This window comes from Nocardioides sp. N13(2025) (assembly GCF_051912545.1).
In the GTDB taxonomy this organism is placed as follows: domain Bacteria; phylum Actinomycetota; class Actinomycetes; order Propionibacteriales; family Nocardioidaceae; genus Nocardioides.
This window is the reverse complement of the sequence record NZ_CP196809.1, coordinates 946,658-962,285: the sequence shown is the minus strand read 5'-3', so window position 1 is coordinate 962,285 and position 15,628 is coordinate 946,658. Positions and strand designations below refer to the sequence as shown.

The window sequence follows — 15,628 nt, the reverse complement described above, 5'->3', positions numbered from 1 at the left end:
TCAGCCCTCGTCCGAGAGCACGACCCCGTGCTCCTCGAGCGCGGCGTTGAGCACGTCGAGCGAGAGGGCGCCCAGCCGCAGGACCCGCCCCTCCGGGACGGTGACGTCGATGATCGTGGAGGCCTCGCCGCCCGGCGACGCCCCGCCGTCGACGATGACCGCGACGGCGTCGCCCAGCATCTCCTCGGCCGCGTCGGCGTCGGTGGCGGCCGGGCGTCCGGTGAGGTTGGCCGAGCTCACCGCGAGCGGGCCCGTGCGCTCGAGCACGGCGAGGGCGACCTCGTCGTCGGGCATGCGTACGGCGACCGTGCCGCGGGTCTCCCCCAGGTCCCACATCAGGGAGGCCTGCTGGCGACACACGAGGGTCAGCGGACCGGGCCAGAACTGCTCGACCAGGGTGCGTGCCCACGTGGGCACGCCCTCGGCCAGCGCGTCGAGCGTGGTCGCGGCCGAGACGAGCACCGGCGGCGGCATCTCACGGCCACGGCCCTTGGCGTCCAGCAGCCGCCGCACCGCGTCGTGGGAGAACGCGTCGGCGGCGATGCCGTAGACGGTGTCGGTCGGGATCACCACCAGCTCGCCCCGTCGTACGGCGCCGGCAGCGGCGGTCACCGCCGCCTCCCGCTCCTCCTCGGTCGAGGTCGCAAGCCTGTCCACGGCGCTCATCGTGCCAGTCGCGCGGTCAGGTAGCGCGCCCGACCCGCGAGGTCGTGGTGGTCGGCGACGTCGAGCCAGCGACCCGACGCCGCGAAGACGCCGGGAGCCGACTCGCCCTGGACGTCCGCGTGCTCGGCTCCCACCACTCCCCCGGGCCGCAGGAGGAGGGCGGCGCGCTGCTCGAGGACGCGGATGGCGTCCAGCCCGTCCTGGCCGGAGAACAGCGCGAGGTGCGGGTCGTGGTCGCGCGCCTCGGCGGCCACGGACTCCCAGGCCTCGAGTGGGATGTAGGGCGGGTTGCACACGACGACGTCGACGGTGCCGGCGAGGTCGTCGAACGCGGTGGCGAGGTCGCCGTGGCGCAGGTCGACGCCGGTGCCGGCGAGGTTGCGCTCGGCCCACGCCAGGGCACCCTCGTCGAGCTCGACGGCATGCACGTCGGCGTCGGGCACCTCGTCGGCGATCGCCCGGGCGATCGCGCCGGAGCCCGTGCACAGGTCGACGACCACCGCAGCACGGCCGAGGGCGAGCGCGCTCTCGACCGCCCAGCCGGCGAGCAGCTCGGTCTCCGGCCGCGGCACGAAGACCCCCGGCCCGACAGCCAGCTCCACGTGGCGGAAGGCAGCGGTGCCGGTCAGGTGCTGCAGCGGCTCGCGCGCGGCCCGGCGCGCCAGCAGGGCGGCGTACTGCTCCTGCTCCTGCCCGCTGAGGTCGTCGACGAGCGGCAGCCGGCCGAGCCCCACGCCCAGCACGTGGGCCAGCAGCAGGTCGGCGTCGCGCTCCGGCGAGGCGACGCCTGCCCCGCGGAGCCGTGCCGCCGCCTCTCGCCGGGCCGCGCTCGCCCGCACCTCAGGACTCCAGCGCCGCGAGGCGCGCCGCCATGTCCGCCTCGACGCACGAGTCGAGCACCGGCTGGAGGTCGCCGTCGAGCACCTGGTCGAGGTTGTAGGACTTGTAGCCGGTGCGGTGGTCGGAGATGCGGTTCTCCGGGTAGTTGTAGGTGCGGATCCGCTCGGAGCGGTCCACCGTGCGCACCTGCGACCGGCGGGCCTCGCTGGCCTCGGCGTCGGCGGCCTCCTGCGCGGCGGCCAGCAGCCGGGCACGCAGGATGCGCATGGCCGACTCCTTGTTCTGCAGCTGGCTCTTCTCGTTCTGGCAGCTCGCCACGATCCCCGTCGGGACGTGCGTGATGCGCACCGCCGAGTCGGTGGTGTTGACGCTCTGCCCACCGGGGCCGCTGCTGCGGTAGACGTCGATGCGCAGGTCGTTGTCGTCGATGGTGACGTCGACCTGCTCGGCCTCCGGCATGACGAGCACGCCAGCAGCAGAGGTGTGCACGCGCCCCTGCGACTCGGTGACCGGCACCCGCTGGACGCGGTGCACGCCACCCTCGAACTTCAGCAGGGCGTACGGCGCCTGGCCGGGCTCGACCGTGCCGCGAGCCTTCACGGCCGCGGTGACCGACTTGTAGCCGCCGAGGTCGGACTCGGTCGCGTCGATGACCTCCACGCTCCAGCCACGCGTCTCGGCGTAGCGGGAGTACATCCGGAGCAGGTCACCGGCGAAGAGCGCCGACTCCTCGCCGCCCTCCCCGGACTTGATCTCCAGCAGCGCGTCCTTGCCGTCGGTCGGGTCGCGGGGCACGAGGAGCCGGCGCAGGCGCTCCTCGGCGGTGACGCGGCGTGCGGCCAGCTCCTCGGCCTCCCGGGCGAAGGCGGGGTCGTCGGCGCCGAGCTCGCGGGCGGCCTCGACGTCCTCGCCGAGCTGCTGCCACTCGCGCCAGGTCGACACCACCGCCGTCAGCTCGGCGTAGCGCTGGTTGAGCTGCTTGGCCAGGCGCTGGTCGGCGTGGGTCTCGGGGAGGGCCAGGCGCTGCTCGAGCTCGGCGTGCTCCTGGCGCATGCCCTCGACGGCCTCGAACATCGTGTGCTCCTGCTTCCTCGTGCGGCACCCGGACAGACGACAACGGACAGACGACAAGGCGCCGGCCACCCGCGAGAGCGGGGCGACCGGCGCCTGGGCCTGCGCTACTTCTTCTCGGCCGGAGCCTTCTTGGCGTAGCGAGCCTCGAAGCGGGCGACGCGGCCGCCGGTGTCGAGGATCTTCTGCTTGCCGGTGTAGAACGGGTGGCACTGCGAGCAGACATCGGCGTGGATCGAGCCGGAGGTCGCGGTGCTACGGGTCGTGAACGACGCGCCGCACGTGCAGGTGACGGCGGTCTCGACGTACTCGGGGTGCGTGTCCTTCTTCATGGTTTCCTCTCACTTGTTCCGGGTCGTCCCGCGCGGATGCAAGGACGTGAACCGGAACCGACAGACAAGTGTGCCACCGGGTCCAACACCGGCGCCAATCCGTGGATTCCCGGCCTCTTCACCGGGGACCAGCCGATGCTCAGCGCGAGCCGATCACCTTGGTCACGGCCTGCTGGGAGTCCGCGGCCGCGAGCTGCTTGCGCAGGTCGCCGACCACCGCGCCCTCGGCGGGCGCGAGCAGCTTCTCCTCGTGGCGCGTGCCCGACGCGGCGACGTCGACGGCCGGCACGATGCCCTTGGCCGCGCGGTCCGCGCTGAGCACCAGCTCCAGGTTGGCGGTGCCGGCGAGCTCCTCGAGGAAGAACTCGTCGGTGGCCGACCCGGTGCCCACGCTCACCGTGGCGAGGATCGTCAGCGAGCCGCCGTCCTCGATCTTGCGGGCCGCCCCGAAGAACTCCTTGGTCGGGTGGACCGCCGAGGCGTCGACGAGGCCACCGAGCACCCGGCCGTTGGCCGGAGCGGCCAGGTTGTAGGCCCGCCCGAGCCGGGTCAGGGAGTCGAGGAGCACGACCACGTCGTGGCCGAGCTCGACGAGGCGCTTGGCCCGCTCGATGGCCAGCTCGGCGACGAGGGTGTGGTCGGCCGGCTGCCGGTCGAAGGTCGACGCGACGACCTCGCCCTTGACGGCGCGCTGGAAGTCGGTGACCTCCTCGGGACGCGTGTCGACCAGCACCACCATCACGTGGCACTCGGGATTGTTGGTCGTGACCGACTGGGCGATCGACTGCAGCAGCGACGTGGCGCCCGTACGCCGCGGGGTGAGGATGAGCCCTCGCTGCCCCTTGCCGACGGGCGCGGCGATGTCGACGACCTTGCCGGTGGGGTTGGCCTCGTCGGTGGCCAAGCGGAGCCGCTGGTGCGGGTGCACCGGCACCGCGTCTGCGAACTCCGGACGCTCCTTGGCACCCTCGGCCTCGCTGCCGTTGATGCTGTCGATGCGGACCATCGGGTTGAACTTCTCCCGGCGCTCCCCCTCACGCGGCTGGCGGACCTGTCCGACGACCGCGTCGCCACGGCGCAGGTGGTACTTGCGCACCATCGACAGAGACAGGTAGACGTCCTCGGGGCCCGGCAGGTAGCCGGAGGTGCGCACGAACGCGCAGTTGTCGAGCACGTCGAGGATGCCGGCAGCCGGCACCAGGACGTCGTCCTCGAGGATCGTGGTGTCGGGCTCGTTGCGACCACCGGTGCGGACCGTCGTCCGGTCGCGACCGCGGCGGCGACGGTTGCGACGGCTGCCGCCCTCGTCGTCCTCGTCGTCGAGCTGGTGCTGGCCCTGCTGGCCCTGGTTCTGCTGCTGGTTCTGGTTCTGCTGGTTCTGCTGCTGGCCCTGCTTGGGCTGGCCGCCCTGCTGACCCTGCTGCTGGGACTGCTGCTGGGACTGCTTCTGCTTCTGCGCCTGCTGGCCCTTGTCGCGGTCCTGCTTGTCGTCCTGCTTCGGCTGGTCCTGCTTCGGCTGGTCCTGCTTCGGCTGGTCCTGCTTCTGCTGGTCCTGCTTCTGCTGGTCCTGCTTCTGCTGGTCCTGCTTCTGCTGGTCCTTGGGGGACTGGTCCTGCTTCTGCTCCGCCTGCTCGGCCTGGCGCTGCTTGCGGGTGCGGGTGCGCACCGTCGTCCGGGGCGCGGGCTCGTCGGCCGCGGCCGTCTGCTCGGCCCGCTGCTCGTCCGGCTGCTCCGGGGCCTTCTCGACGCTCGTCTCGTCACTCTTCTCGGCGCCGTTGCGAGCGGCGGGGGGCGCGGACTGGCCCGACTGGCCCGACTGGGTCGCCTTGATCGCGTCGACGAGCTGGGCCTTCTTCATCGACCCGGCACCGGCGATGCCCAGGCCGGCGGCCATCGACTTGAGGTCGGCCAGGAGCATGGAGCTGAGGCCGGCGGACTTGGAGGCCGCCTTCTTGGCCGGCTTCTTCGCCGCTGCGTCCTCCACGTCGGCAGAGGTGGCAGCAGTGGGGGTCTCGGTCACGTGGATCCTTCGCACGTTGCGTCGCCTGCGGTGACCGTCGAGCGGCCGTGCTACGGCGGATGGTGGTCGCCCGTGCGCACAGCTGACCTGGAGACCAGGCGACCGGGACGGGCAGGTGCGCCGAACGGCGCGCCGTCAGGTTAGCAGGGTCGCCCCGCCGGGATCGACGGTCAGGTCGTGACACGCCCAGCCGTCCGGGCAGGCCGCCCTGAGCCCCGAGGTGTCGGCAGCGCCGAAGGCCAGCACCGTGGGGCCGGCGCCCGAGACCACGGCCGGTACGCCGTCGGCGCGGAGGCGGCGCACGAGTGCCAGAGTCTCCGGCATCGCGGGCTCGCGCTGGTCCTGGTGCAGCCAGTCGCGGGTGGCCGCGAGCAGGTGCTCCGGCTGCCCGGTGAGGGCAGCGACGAGGAGCGCGGCCCGGCCGGCGTTGGCGGCTGCGTCGGCGTGCGGCACCGAGTCGGGCAGCAGGCCCCGGGCGACGGAGGTCTCCACCCCCGTCGGCGGGACGTAGGCGATCGCGGTGATCCGCGGGTCGACGCCGGCGCGCACGGCGTACCAGTGACCGTCCTCGCGGCCGGAGATCACGAAGCCGCCGTAGAAGGCCGGGGCCACGTTGTCCGGGTGGCCCTCGAGGTCGGCGGCGAGGTCGAAGAGCGCCTCGTCGGACGCGAGCAGCTGGCCCCCGGCGACCAGTGCGCGGGCGAGCACGACGCCGGCGACGATCGCCGCGGAGGACGAGCCGAGCCCGCGGGCGTGAGGGATCACGTTGCGGCACGACAGGCGCAGGCCCGGGGGCTGCTCCCCCATCAGGTCGAACGCGGCCCGCATGGCGCGCACGACCAGGTGCGACTCGTCGCGGGGTACGCCGTCCGCGCCGGCGCCCTCCACCTCGACGACCAGGCCGTCGGGCAGCACCTCGGCCTCGAGCTCGTCACGCAGCGACAGGGCGAGCCCCAGCGAGTCGAAGCCCGGACCGAGGTTGGCCGAGGTGGCGGGGACGCTCACCCGCACGGGTCCGTCGACGAACGTGGCCATGCTCAGACGAGGCCGGCCGCCGCGGCGGCGGCCTCGACGTCGGCGTCCACGACGGTGTCGACGATGTCGGTGAAGGACTCCAGCGCCGTCGCGGTGTCCTTGAGTCCGTGGCCGGTGACGGTGATGACCACGGTCGACCCGGCATAGCTCTCCCCCGCCGCCAGCTCGGCGAGCAGGCCGGCGACGCCGGCCGCGGAGGCGGGCTCGACGAAGACGCCGTCGCGCCTGGCCAGCTCGACCTGGGCGGCGAGGATCTGGTCGTCGGAGACGGCTGCGAAGCGGCCCTCCGACTCCTTGGCCGCCATCTCCGCGAGGTGCCACGACGCCGGGTTGCCCACCCGGATCGCGGTGGCCTTCGTCTCGGGGTCGGGGAACGGCTCACCCGTCACCAGCGGGGCCGCGCCCTCGGCCTGGAAGCCGCGCATCACCGGCTTCTTCGTGGCGCGACCGAGCTCGGCGTACTGCTGGTAGCCGAGCCAGTAGGCCGCGATGTTGCCGGCGTTGCCGACAGGGAGCAGGTGGTGGTCGGGGGCGTCGCCGAGGAAGTCGACGACCTCGAACGCCGCGGTCTTCTGGCCCTGCAGGCGAACCGGGTTGACCGAGTTGACCAGCGCGACCGGGTAGTCGCGCGCGAGCCCGCGGGCGAGGTCGAGGCAGTGGTCGAAGTTGCCGCGGACCATGATGATCTGCGCGCCGTGCACCACGGCCTGGGCCATCTTGCCGGCGGCGATCTTGCCCTCGGGGATCAGCACCAGCGGCTTCAGCCCGGCCTTGGCGGCGTAGGCCGCCATCGAGGCGGAGGTGTTGCCGGTCGAGGCGCAGACGACGGCCTGCGAGCCCTCGTGCTTCGCCACCGAGATCGCCGCGGTCATGCCGCGGTCCTTGAACGAGCCGGTGGGGTTGTTGGCCTCGACCTTGAGCCAGACCTGCCCCCCTGTCCGGGCCGTGAGCCACTCGGAGTGGACCAGCGGGGTGCCGCCCTCGCGCAGCGTGACGGCCGCCAGGCCCTCGGGGAGGTCGAGCAGGTCGCGGTACTCCTCGATGACGCCCAACCACTGACCGTTCGTCATTCGTCGCCCCCCTCGACCCGCATCACCGAGGTGACCTCACGGACGATGTCCATGCTCCGCAGCTGGTCGACGGTCGCGGCGAGCGCGGCGTCGGGCGCCGCGTGCGACACCACCACGAGCTGGGCGTCGGCGCCGCGGCCCTCCTGGCGCACGGTCTGGATCGACACGTCGTGGTCGGCGAAGGCGTTGGCCACCGCCGCGAGCACGCCCGCGCGGTCGTCGACGTCGATGGCGACGTGGTAGCGGGTGCGGGTCTCCCCCATCGGCTGCACGGCCCGGTCGGCGTACGCCGACTCGCCGGCACCGCGGGTCTCCGCGAGGCGGTTGCGGGCCACGGTGACCAGGTCGCCGAGGACGGCGCTCGCGGTCGGCGCGCCGCCCGCGCCCGGGCCGTAGAACATGAGCTGGCCGGCAGCCTCGGACTCCACGAAGACCGCGTTGTAGGCCTCGCGCACGCTCGCGAGCGGGTGCGAGCGCGGGATCATCGCCGGGTGCACGCGGGCGGCCACCTGGTCGCCGTGGGGTCCGGGCCGCAGCTCGCAGATCGCGAGCAGCTTGACCACCGAGCCCATGTCACGGGCGCTGGCGACGTCGGCGGCAGTGACCTCCGAGATGCCCTCGCGGTAGACGTCGGAGGCCGTGACCCGCGAGTGGAAGGCGAGGCTGGCCAGGATCGCGGCCTTGGCGGCCGCGTCGAAGCCCTCGACGTCGGCGGTCGGGTCGGCCTCGGCGTAGCCGAGCTCCTGCGCCTCCTCCAGAGCCTCGGAGAAGCCGGCACCGGAGGTGTCCATCTTGTCGAGGATGAAGTTGGTGGTGCCGTTGACGATGCCGAGCACGCGGGTGACCTTGTCGCCGGCCAGCGACTCGCGCAGAGGGCGCAGGATCGGGATCGCACCGGCCACGGCCGCCTCGTAGTAGAGGTCGCGCTCGGCCTTGGCGGCCGCCTCGAAGAGCGTCGGACCGTCCTCGGCGAGCAGCGCCTTGTTGGCGGTCACGACGCTCGCGCCGTTCTCCAGCGCGGAGAGGATCAGCGACCGGGCGGGCTCGATGCCGCCGATCACCTCGACCACCAGGTCGACGTCGTCGCGGGCCACCAGGCCGGCGGCATCGGTGGTCAGCAGCCCGTCGGGGACCTCGATGTCGCGCGGCGCGTCGAGGCGCCGTACGGCGACCCCGACCAGCTCCACCGGCGCACCCACCCGGGCGGCGAGGTCGTCGCTCTGGTCGGACAGCAGCCGCACCACCTGCGACCCCACTGCACCGCAGCCGAGCACCGCCACCTTCAAGGTGCGCTTGTCACCTTCGCTCATCAGAGAACACCCACATCGGTCGCGAACAGGTCGGCCTCAGTCTCTCGTCGCATGACGGTGAAAGTCTTCCCGTCCCGAACTCCGATCACCGGAGGACGGAGCGCGTGGTTGTAGTTGGAGGCCATCGATCTGCAATAGGCGCCCGTGCCGGGCACCGCGACCAGGTCGCCGGGGCGTACGTCGCCGGGCAGGAACTCGTCCTTGACCACGATGTCGCCGGCCTCGCAGTGCTTGCCGACCACGCGGGCCAACGCCGGCGCGGCCTCCGAGCTGCGCGAGGCGAGGGTCGCGGAGTAGTCGGCGTCGTAGAGGGCGGTGCGGATGTTGTCGCTCATCCCGCCGTCGACGGAGACGTAGGAGCGGCGGGCGCCGCCGTCGAGCGCGACCTCCTTGACCGTGCCGACCTCGTAGACCGTGCACATCGAGGGGCCGACGATCGCGCGGCCCGGCTCGATGGAGAGCCGCGGCTCGGCGACACCGAGGGCGCGGCACTCGTGCTCCACGATCTTGGTCATCTCGGTGGCGAGCTGCGCGGGGTCCGACGGGTCGTCCTGCGTCGTGTAGGCGATGCCGAAGCCGCCGCCGAGGTCCATCTCGGGCATCTCGACGCCGACCTCCTCGCTCACCGTGGCGTGGAGCGCGAGCACCCGGCGGGCCGCGACCTCGAAGCCGGAGGTGTCGAAGATCTGGCTGCCGATGTGGGAGTGGAGGCCGAGGAGCCGGAGCCCTGGCGCGGCGTGCACGCGGCGCACGGCCTCGAGCGCGTCACCGCTGGCGATCGAGAAGCCGAACTTCTGGTCCTCGTGCGCCGTGGCGATGTACTCGTGCGTGTGCGCCTCGACCCCGGCGGTGACGCGCACCATCACCCCAGTGGTGCGACCGACCTCGGTGGTGATCGCGGCCAGTCGCGCGATCTCGTCGAAGGAGTCGACGATCACTCGGCCCACCCCGAGCTCGACGGCACGCTCGAGCTCGCGGACCGTCTTGTTGTTGCCGTGGAAGCCGACGCGCTCCATCGGGAAGCCGGCCCGCTCGGCCACCGAGAGCTCGCCGCCCGAGCACACGTCGAGGGAGAGGCCCTCCTCGGCGAGCCACCGGGCCACGGTGGTGCAGAGGAACGCCTTGCCGGCGTAGAACACGTCGTAGTCGGCGAAGGCGTCGCGGAAGGCGCCGGCCCGGGCGCGGAAGTCGTCCTCGTCCAGGACGTACGCCGGTGAGCCGTGCTCGCGGACCAGCTCGGTCAGCGGCACCCCTCCGACGCTCAGCACGCCGTCGGCCTTGGTGGCCGTCTGCGACCAGAGGTGCTCGACCAGCGCGTTGGGGTCGGCGGGCTCACGCAGCCAGTGGGGCCCGCGCAGGGCGCCGTCCGCGTGCGCCCAACCGGACGGATGCGCCGTCGGCACGCCCGATCACATCCTCTCGGGAGCCGAGACGCCGAGCAGGTCGAGCCCGTTGGCCAGCACGACGCGCGTCGCGTCGACGAGCATCAGCCGGGCACGGTGCAGGTCGGTGGTCTCCTCGTCGCCGCGGGGCAGCACCCGGCAGCTGTCGTAGAAGCGGTGGTAGGTGCCGGCCAGCTCCTCGAGGTAGCGGGCCACGCGGTGCGGCTCACGCAGCTCGGCGGCGGCCTTGACCACGCGCGGGAACTCGGCGAGCGCGCGCAGCAGCTCGCCCTCCTTCTCGTGGGTGAGCAGCTCGGGGTGCGACTCGGCGCTCACACCGAGGTCGGCCGCGTTGCGCATCAGGCTCGACACCCGGGCGTGGGCGTACTGCACGGTGAAGACCGGGTTGTCGTTGGTGGCCTTGGCCCACAGGTCCAGGTCGATGTCGATCGGGCTGTCGCTGTGGTAGCGGGCGAGGGCGTAGCGGCTGGCGTCCACGCCGATCGCGTCGACCAGGTCGTCGATGGTGACCACGGTGCCGGCGCGCTTGGACATCCGCATCGGCTCGCCGTCCTTGAGCAGGTTGACCATCTGCCCGATGAGGATCTCGAGGTTCTTGCCCGGCTCGTCGCCGAAGGCGGCGCACATCGCGTTCATCCGGCCGACGTAGCCGTGGTGGTCGGCGCCGAGCATGATGAAGCAGCGGTCGAAGCCGCGCTCGCGCTTGTCCAGGTAGTAGCCCAGGTCGCCGGAGATGTAGGCCGGCGTGCCGTTGGACCGGATGATCACGCGGTCCTTGTCGTCGCCGTACTTCTCGGTGCGCAGCCAGAGCGCGCCGTCCTCGGTGTAGGTGTTGCCCATCTCGGTGAGCCGCTCGATGGCGCGCTCGACCGCACCGGAGTCGTGCAGCGACTTCTCGTGGAAGTAGACGTCGAAGTCGACCCCGAAGTCGTGCAGCGACTTCTTGATCTCGGCGAACATCATGTCCACGCCGACCTCGCGGAAGACCTCCTGCGCCTGCTCGTCGTCGAGGTCCTTGACCTCGGGGCGCTGCTCGACGACGGCGGCGGCGATGTCGTGGATGTACTGGCCGCCGTAGCCGCCCTCGGGCGCGGGCAGGCCCCGGGCGCTGGCGAGCAGCGAGGAGCTGTAGCGGTCGATCTGGGCGCCGTGGTCGTTGAAGTAGTACTCGCGGGTGACGTCGGCCCCGGTCTTCTCGAAGATCCGGCCGAGCGCGTCGCCCACGGCCGCCCAGCGCACGCCACCGAGGTGGAGCGGCCCGGTCGGGTTGGCGGAGACGAACTCGAGGTTGATCTTCTCCCCTGCGAACGCGTCGGAGGAGCCGTACGCCGTGCCTGCCGCGACGATGTCGGCCGCGACCTGGCCCTGGGCGCCGGCCTCGACCGTCACGTTGAGGAAGCCGGGACCGGCCACCTCGACGTCGGCGATGCCGTCGGAGGCACGCAGCCGCTCCGCGACCAGGTCGGCGAACGCACGCGGGTTGGTCCCAGCCTTCTTGGCGAGCTGGAGCGCGACGTTGGTGGCGTAGTCGCCGTGACCCTTCTGCCGGGGTCGCTCCACCGTGACCTGGGTCGGCACGCCGTCAGGCAGCGTGATCGCGCCGTCGGCCACGAGGGCCTCCAACGCTTCGACGATGGTCTCGGAGAGCTGCTCAGGATTCACCGGGCAAGCCTATCGGCGCCCCATGCCGGCGCCCGAACCGGTTTCACGCCCTGGTTCGCGAGTGGCTCCCACCCTTCAGCTCTGCCCTAGGGTTCTGCCCTGTGACGACCCACCCGACCTATGACCAGCTGATCGACCTCCCGGCCTACGTCGAGCAGCCCGTGCCGATGCCGTTCGAGGACATCAACGGCCACCTCAACGTCCGGCACTACATCGGCATCGCCAGCGAGGGCCTCGACGAGTCCCTGGTCGAGGTCGGCATCCCGCAGATGTGGCCCCTCACCCACGGTCAGGCCTGCTTCACCGCCGAGCACCACGTGACCTACCTCAGCGAGCTGCGCACCGGCGACACCATGTCGGCCCGGGTCCGGCTGCTCGGTCGCTCGGAGCGCGCCGCCCACGTGCTGGTCTACCTGCTCGACGAGACGCACCGGAAGGTCGCGTGCGTCGTGGAGGAGATCTTCCTGCACATCGACCTCTCCACCCGCCTCACCGCCCCGTGGCCCGACGACGTGGCCGCTGCGATGGACGCCCGCGTGGCCGAGCACGCGGCGCTCCCCTTCCCGGCGGACACCTCCGGCTCGCTCGCGCTGCGCTGAGCCCACCCGGACGCGCGCTCCGAGGCGGTTTCACGACCTCGTCGCCCGACCGGTAGTCTTCACCGCGCACTGGCCCCGGACCTCGTCCCGAGCCGGCGCAGGCCTCCGTAGCTCAGGGGATAGAGCACTGGTTTCCGGTACCAGGTGCCGCAGGTTCGAATCCTGCCGGAGGCGCACATCCGATGGACTTCCACTCGCTCGAGTGGAAGTCCATCGCCCATTTCGGGCCCTCACGCTCAGGTCCCGATGGAGTTCCACGCGGACGAGTGGAAGTTCATCCCGGCGCGTGACCCTGTGACGACCGTCTCGTTGAGCGCACGAGAGAGTTACTGGCGAGTCACCAGGGAGATCGTCAGGCGTTGCTCCCATCGGCCCTTGGGAGGGGAACCATGGAACACACCATCAGGCGTCGGCTCACCGCCATGCTCACCGCCGCGCTCAGCGTCGGGCTCAGTGCTGGGCTCGCCCTCGGCGTGGTCTCGGCGCCGGCACAGGCCGCCGACGGCGCCGACACCCGCACCGCTCGCGCCGCCGCGCTCACCGACTTCGGCTACCGCGGCGACGTCTACGGCGTGAAGCTGGTGACCGACAGCGTCGAGGCGCTCGACCTCAAGGACGCCCACGCGCAGCAGCTGTGCACCCGGGCCGTCGGCCAGGTCGTGGAGCGCGCGAGCGTCGTCTCCACGCCCGACAACCCGCTGATCAACGTCTCGGCCAGCACCAGCCGCACCGAGACGTACGCCAACGGCAGCACCCACGGCATCCGCGGCACCAACACGATCGGCGACATCAGCATCGGTGGCACCGTCGGCCCGCTGACCACGCCCAAGCTGGTCATCAAGGGGCTCCAGACCACGGCCAACGCCTTCAACACGCCCCAGGGCTACGGCCACGCCGAGAGCTTCACCTTCGCGAGCATCTCGCTCTCCCTGCTGGACAACACCGTCGTGGAGAACCTGCCGCCCGAGCTCCAGGAGCTCCTCGCTCCCCTCGACCAGGTCGGCGACACCGTCTTCACCGGGACCCAGCAGGTCGCCCAGGAGGTGTTCCAGGTGCTCAGCGACGCCACGGTGCCGATCCAGATCCCCGGCCTCGGCAACATCGCGCTGGGCTACCGGAACGGCCGCGCCAACAGCTCCAACGCCCAGTCCCAGGCCTCGGCACTGCGCATCGAGGTCACCGCGGGTGATCGGCGCCAGCTCGTCGAGCTCGGCACCGCCCGCGTCCGGATGGGTGGTCCGGCGCCGGTCGGCGTCTTCCGCTCCGGCGGGACCGCCATGGACTACCAGGTGCTCGACGGCGCGCTGAAGTTCGGCAACGTCGAGCACAAGGCGCTCCCCTGCCAGGGCTCGCGCGGCCGCACGCAGACCTACCAGGTGCCACACGCCAGCCAGCTGCTGCCGGTGCCGGTGCTGCTCGACGGGGTGTCCTACCAGGTCAACGGCGACCAGTTCCGTGCGAAGCAGGTGGCCAAGGGGTGGTCGCGCACGGCGATCCGCACCGTGTCGATCCCCACCGCGCAGCTCGTCATCAGCGACGTGAGCTCACGGGCCGCGATGCGGCAGAAGGCGGGCAAGCGGGTCCGCTCCACGATCTCGACCGCGATCGGGTCGATCACCGTCGCGGGACAGCCGATCGAGGTCCCCTCGCCCGGTGGCGTGGTCGAGCTGCCCAACGGTGCGGGCGAGATCCAGCGCCAGCTCGTGGACACCGGCTACCGCGGCTCGCAGGTCATCGGACTGCGGATCAAGCTGTACTCCGAGGCCGTCGTGATCGACCTCGCACGCACCGCGGGTCGGATCTATCCACACTGATTCCTGACGAAGCCTGAGGGTTCCGTGAGGCACCGCGTCCCGCACCCCGTGGCCGAACCTGACTAAGGTCCCAGGAGCGACGTCGGGTCGGCCATGGGGCGCGACCCGGCGTCGCGCCAGTCTCAGCAGCCGCGCAGGGCGGCGTCGGTGCGGGCCTCCCGACCGAGGCGGCGGGCCTGGGCGACGTCGGGGAACACCACGCTCGCGGCGCCGACGAAGCCGACCCGGCCGCGGACGACGCACGTCGTGATCCGTCCGGGGTCGACCTGCGCGACGGCCTGGGCGAGCTCGTAGAGCTCCCCCGGCGAGGCGTTGGTGGCCATGTGCTCCATCACCGTCATGACACCACGCTCGATGAAGCCCGGGCGGTCGGCCTGCGAGCGGATCCGGGCGTGGATGCCGCGCAGGGTGCGCTGCTGGTTGGCGGAGCGGTCGAAGTCGCCGCCCGCGAGGCCCTTGCGGATCCGGGAGAACGCCATCGCGTTGTAGCCGTCGAGGTGGATCCGGCCCTTCGCGAAGCCCTCCTTCTTCAGGTAGGGGTCGTAGAACCGTCGCGGGTTGGTGACGGTGATGCCGCCGATGTCGTCGACCATGTCCTCGAAGAACGGGAATCGGGTCACCATCACGTAGTCGGGCTCGATGCCGACCAGGTTGCGCATCGCACCGGCCATGCCCCGGGGACCGGCGAAGTAGAGCGCCGAGTTGATCTTCTCCCGGCCGTGGCCGGGGATGGCGACCCACGAGTCGCGCGGCACGCCGATGGCGGTCGCCGACCCGGTGCGGGTGTTGATGCCGACCATCTGGAGGGCGTCGCCCCGCGAGCGGGTCATGTCCTGGCCCGGGCGGGCGTCGGAGCCGACGGCGAGGATCCAGACCACGTCGTCGCCGACGGAGACGCCCTGGCCGTGGCGGATCTTGACCAGGCTGACGTCGGTCGGCTGCACCGACGACTGGGGTACGACGAGCGCGGTGACGGCGAGGACGCCCGCCAGGGCGACTCCCCTGAGGACCCGTCGGGCCTGCGTGAACCGGCTCATCACCGGGCTCCCTTCGCGACGTCGTAACCGAAGACCCGCCAGCCGCCCCGCTTGCGGGTGAGGAACAGCCGGCCACGGACGACCGTGGTGCCGGTCTTCTCACCGGCGGTGTCGAAGCGCAGCACGAAGTGCGCGGTCACCGACCGGGCCCGTTTTCCGGTGGCCAGGATGTCGAGGGTGACGCGGCGGTGCCGGGGCGTGACCGAGTCGATGCGCGGGCCGTGCGACAGGTTGGTGAGCAGCGCCTTGTCGGCGCGCGCACGCTTCTCCGCGCCCGCGGTGAAGCCGGGGAACGCGGAGGGGAAGCTGCTGCGGGGGTAGGCGCCGCCGAGGTAGGCCGCGTCCCACCAGCGGTCGACGACCTTGCCGACCTGGCGTCGTACGACCTTGCGCCGCGCGTCGGGCAACCGGCCGAAGACCCGGTGGATCCCGGTCTTCGTCGGCACCGGGTGCGAGGCGAGGGTCGCCTGAGCGTCGTTGCGGCTCAGTCGCTCGGGAGAGGCGGACGGGGACGACGGCGACTGGCACGCGGTGGCGGCGAGCGACACGACGAGGACGAGCACGAGTCCGGCGCAGCGGCGGGCCCACGACGTGCCCGACACAGGGCTTGGCATGACGACTCCAGGCAGGGGTGTGGCGGTGTGGGCCACACCATGCCTCAAAGGATGAGCCCGCCCCTGCATTTGCCCGCGTGTGCGACTAGCCTTGTCAGCGCCCTTGAACAGGCACAGTTGTCAAACCTTGCGCGAAGAGATCTGGAAGAGGCGAA

General features: G+C 71.9%; 14 protein-coding genes and 1 tRNA gene. 3 read left to right on the top strand and 12 right to left on the bottom strand.

All coding sequences use genetic code 11. The features are described from left to right. The 10 genes from ACS3YM_RS04665 to argS form a co-directional block, all read right to left on the bottom strand. A complete protein-coding gene (locus tag ACS3YM_RS04665; protein WP_439938911.1) occupies positions 1 to 657 on the bottom strand; it encodes an L-threonylcarbamoyladenylate synthase in 657 nt (218 codons plus the stop codon). Between the two features lie 5 nt (positions 658 to 662). After that, positions 663 to 1,505 (bottom strand): peptide chain release factor N(5)-glutamine methyltransferase, encoded by an 843-nt coding sequence (prmC, locus tag ACS3YM_RS04660; RefSeq protein ID WP_439938910.1) that lies wholly within the window; start codon positions 1,503 to 1,505, stop codon positions 663 to 665. Position 1,506: 1 nt separating this feature from the next. After that, positions 1,507 to 2,580: a peptide chain release factor 1 gene (prfA, locus tag ACS3YM_RS04655; RefSeq protein ID WP_439938909.1), complete on the bottom strand. Its 1,074-nt coding sequence runs from the start codon at positions 2,578 to 2,580 to the stop codon at positions 1,507 to 1,509. A 104-nt stretch (positions 2,581 to 2,684) separates the two neighbouring features. Beyond that, a complete protein-coding gene (gene rpmE, locus ACS3YM_RS04650) occupies positions 2,685 to 2,909 on the bottom strand; it encodes a 50S ribosomal protein L31 (protein WP_439938908.1) in 225 nt (74 codons plus the stop codon). Positions 2,910 to 3,048: 139 nt separating this feature from the next. Further along, positions 3,049 to 4,929 (bottom strand): transcription termination factor Rho, encoded by a 1,881-nt coding sequence (gene rho / locus ACS3YM_RS04645; RefSeq protein WP_439938907.1) that lies wholly within the window; start codon positions 4,927 to 4,929, stop codon positions 3,049 to 3,051. Positions 4,930 to 5,064: 135 nt separating this feature from the next. Then, positions 5,065 to 5,964: a homoserine kinase gene (gene thrB, locus ACS3YM_RS04640; RefSeq protein WP_439938906.1), complete on the bottom strand. Its 900-nt coding sequence runs from the start codon at positions 5,962 to 5,964 to the stop codon at positions 5,065 to 5,067. A gap of 2 nt (positions 5,965 to 5,966) precedes the next feature. After that, on the bottom strand, positions 5,967 to 7,034 hold the full coding sequence (thrC, locus tag ACS3YM_RS04635) for a threonine synthase (RefSeq protein ID WP_439938905.1): 1,068 nt from the start codon (positions 7,032 to 7,034) through the stop codon (positions 5,967 to 5,969). Then, positions 7,031 to 8,347: a homoserine dehydrogenase gene (locus tag ACS3YM_RS04630; RefSeq protein ID WP_439939832.1), complete on the bottom strand. Its 1,317-nt coding sequence runs from the start codon at positions 8,345 to 8,347 to the stop codon at positions 7,031 to 7,033. The genes thrC and ACS3YM_RS04630 overlap by 4 nt, the downstream gene beginning before the upstream one ends. Beyond that, complete coding sequence (gene lysA, locus ACS3YM_RS04625) at positions 8,344 to 9,747, bottom strand: diaminopimelate decarboxylase (RefSeq protein ID WP_439938904.1); 1,404 nt, start codon at positions 9,745 to 9,747, stop codon at positions 8,344 to 8,346. Before lysA ends, ACS3YM_RS04630 begins: the two co-directional genes overlap by 4 nt. Before the next feature lie 6 nt (positions 9,748 to 9,753). Then, positions 9,754 to 11,409, bottom strand: a complete 1,656-nt coding sequence (gene argS / locus ACS3YM_RS04620; RefSeq protein ID WP_439938903.1) for an arginine--tRNA ligase — start codon at positions 11,407 to 11,409, stop codon at positions 9,754 to 9,756. A 101-nt stretch (positions 11,410 to 11,510) separates the two neighbouring features. Between argS and ACS3YM_RS04615 the strand changes: the two genes are divergently transcribed. The 3 genes from ACS3YM_RS04615 (at position 11,511) to ACS3YM_RS04605 (ending at position 13,822) form a co-directional block, all read left to right on the top strand. Next, complete coding sequence (locus ACS3YM_RS04615; RefSeq protein WP_439938902.1) at positions 11,511 to 12,008, top strand: thioesterase family protein; 498 nt, start codon at positions 11,511 to 11,513, stop codon at positions 12,006 to 12,008. 101 nt (positions 12,009 to 12,109) lie between these two features. Beyond that, positions 12,110 to 12,182, top strand: a tRNA-Arg gene (locus tag ACS3YM_RS04610). Between the two features lie 215 nt (positions 12,183 to 12,397). Then, positions 12,398 to 13,822 (top strand): choice-of-anchor P family protein, encoded by a 1,425-nt coding sequence (locus ACS3YM_RS04605; protein ID WP_439938901.1) that lies wholly within the window; start codon positions 12,398 to 12,400, stop codon positions 13,820 to 13,822. Positions 13,823 to 13,944: 122 nt separating this feature from the next. Here ACS3YM_RS04605 and ACS3YM_RS04600 read toward each other — a convergent pair whose 3' ends face one another. Continuing rightward, on the bottom strand, positions 13,945 to 14,859 hold the full coding sequence (locus ACS3YM_RS04600; protein WP_439938900.1) for an LCP family protein: 915 nt from the start codon (positions 14,857 to 14,859) through the stop codon (positions 13,945 to 13,947). Further along, positions 14,859 to 15,473 (bottom strand): hypothetical protein, encoded by a 615-nt coding sequence (locus tag ACS3YM_RS04595; protein ID WP_439938899.1) that lies wholly within the window; start codon positions 15,471 to 15,473, stop codon positions 14,859 to 14,861. The genes ACS3YM_RS04600 and ACS3YM_RS04595 overlap by 1 nt, the downstream gene beginning before the upstream one ends. Positions 15,474 to 15,628 lie beyond the last annotated feature (155 nt).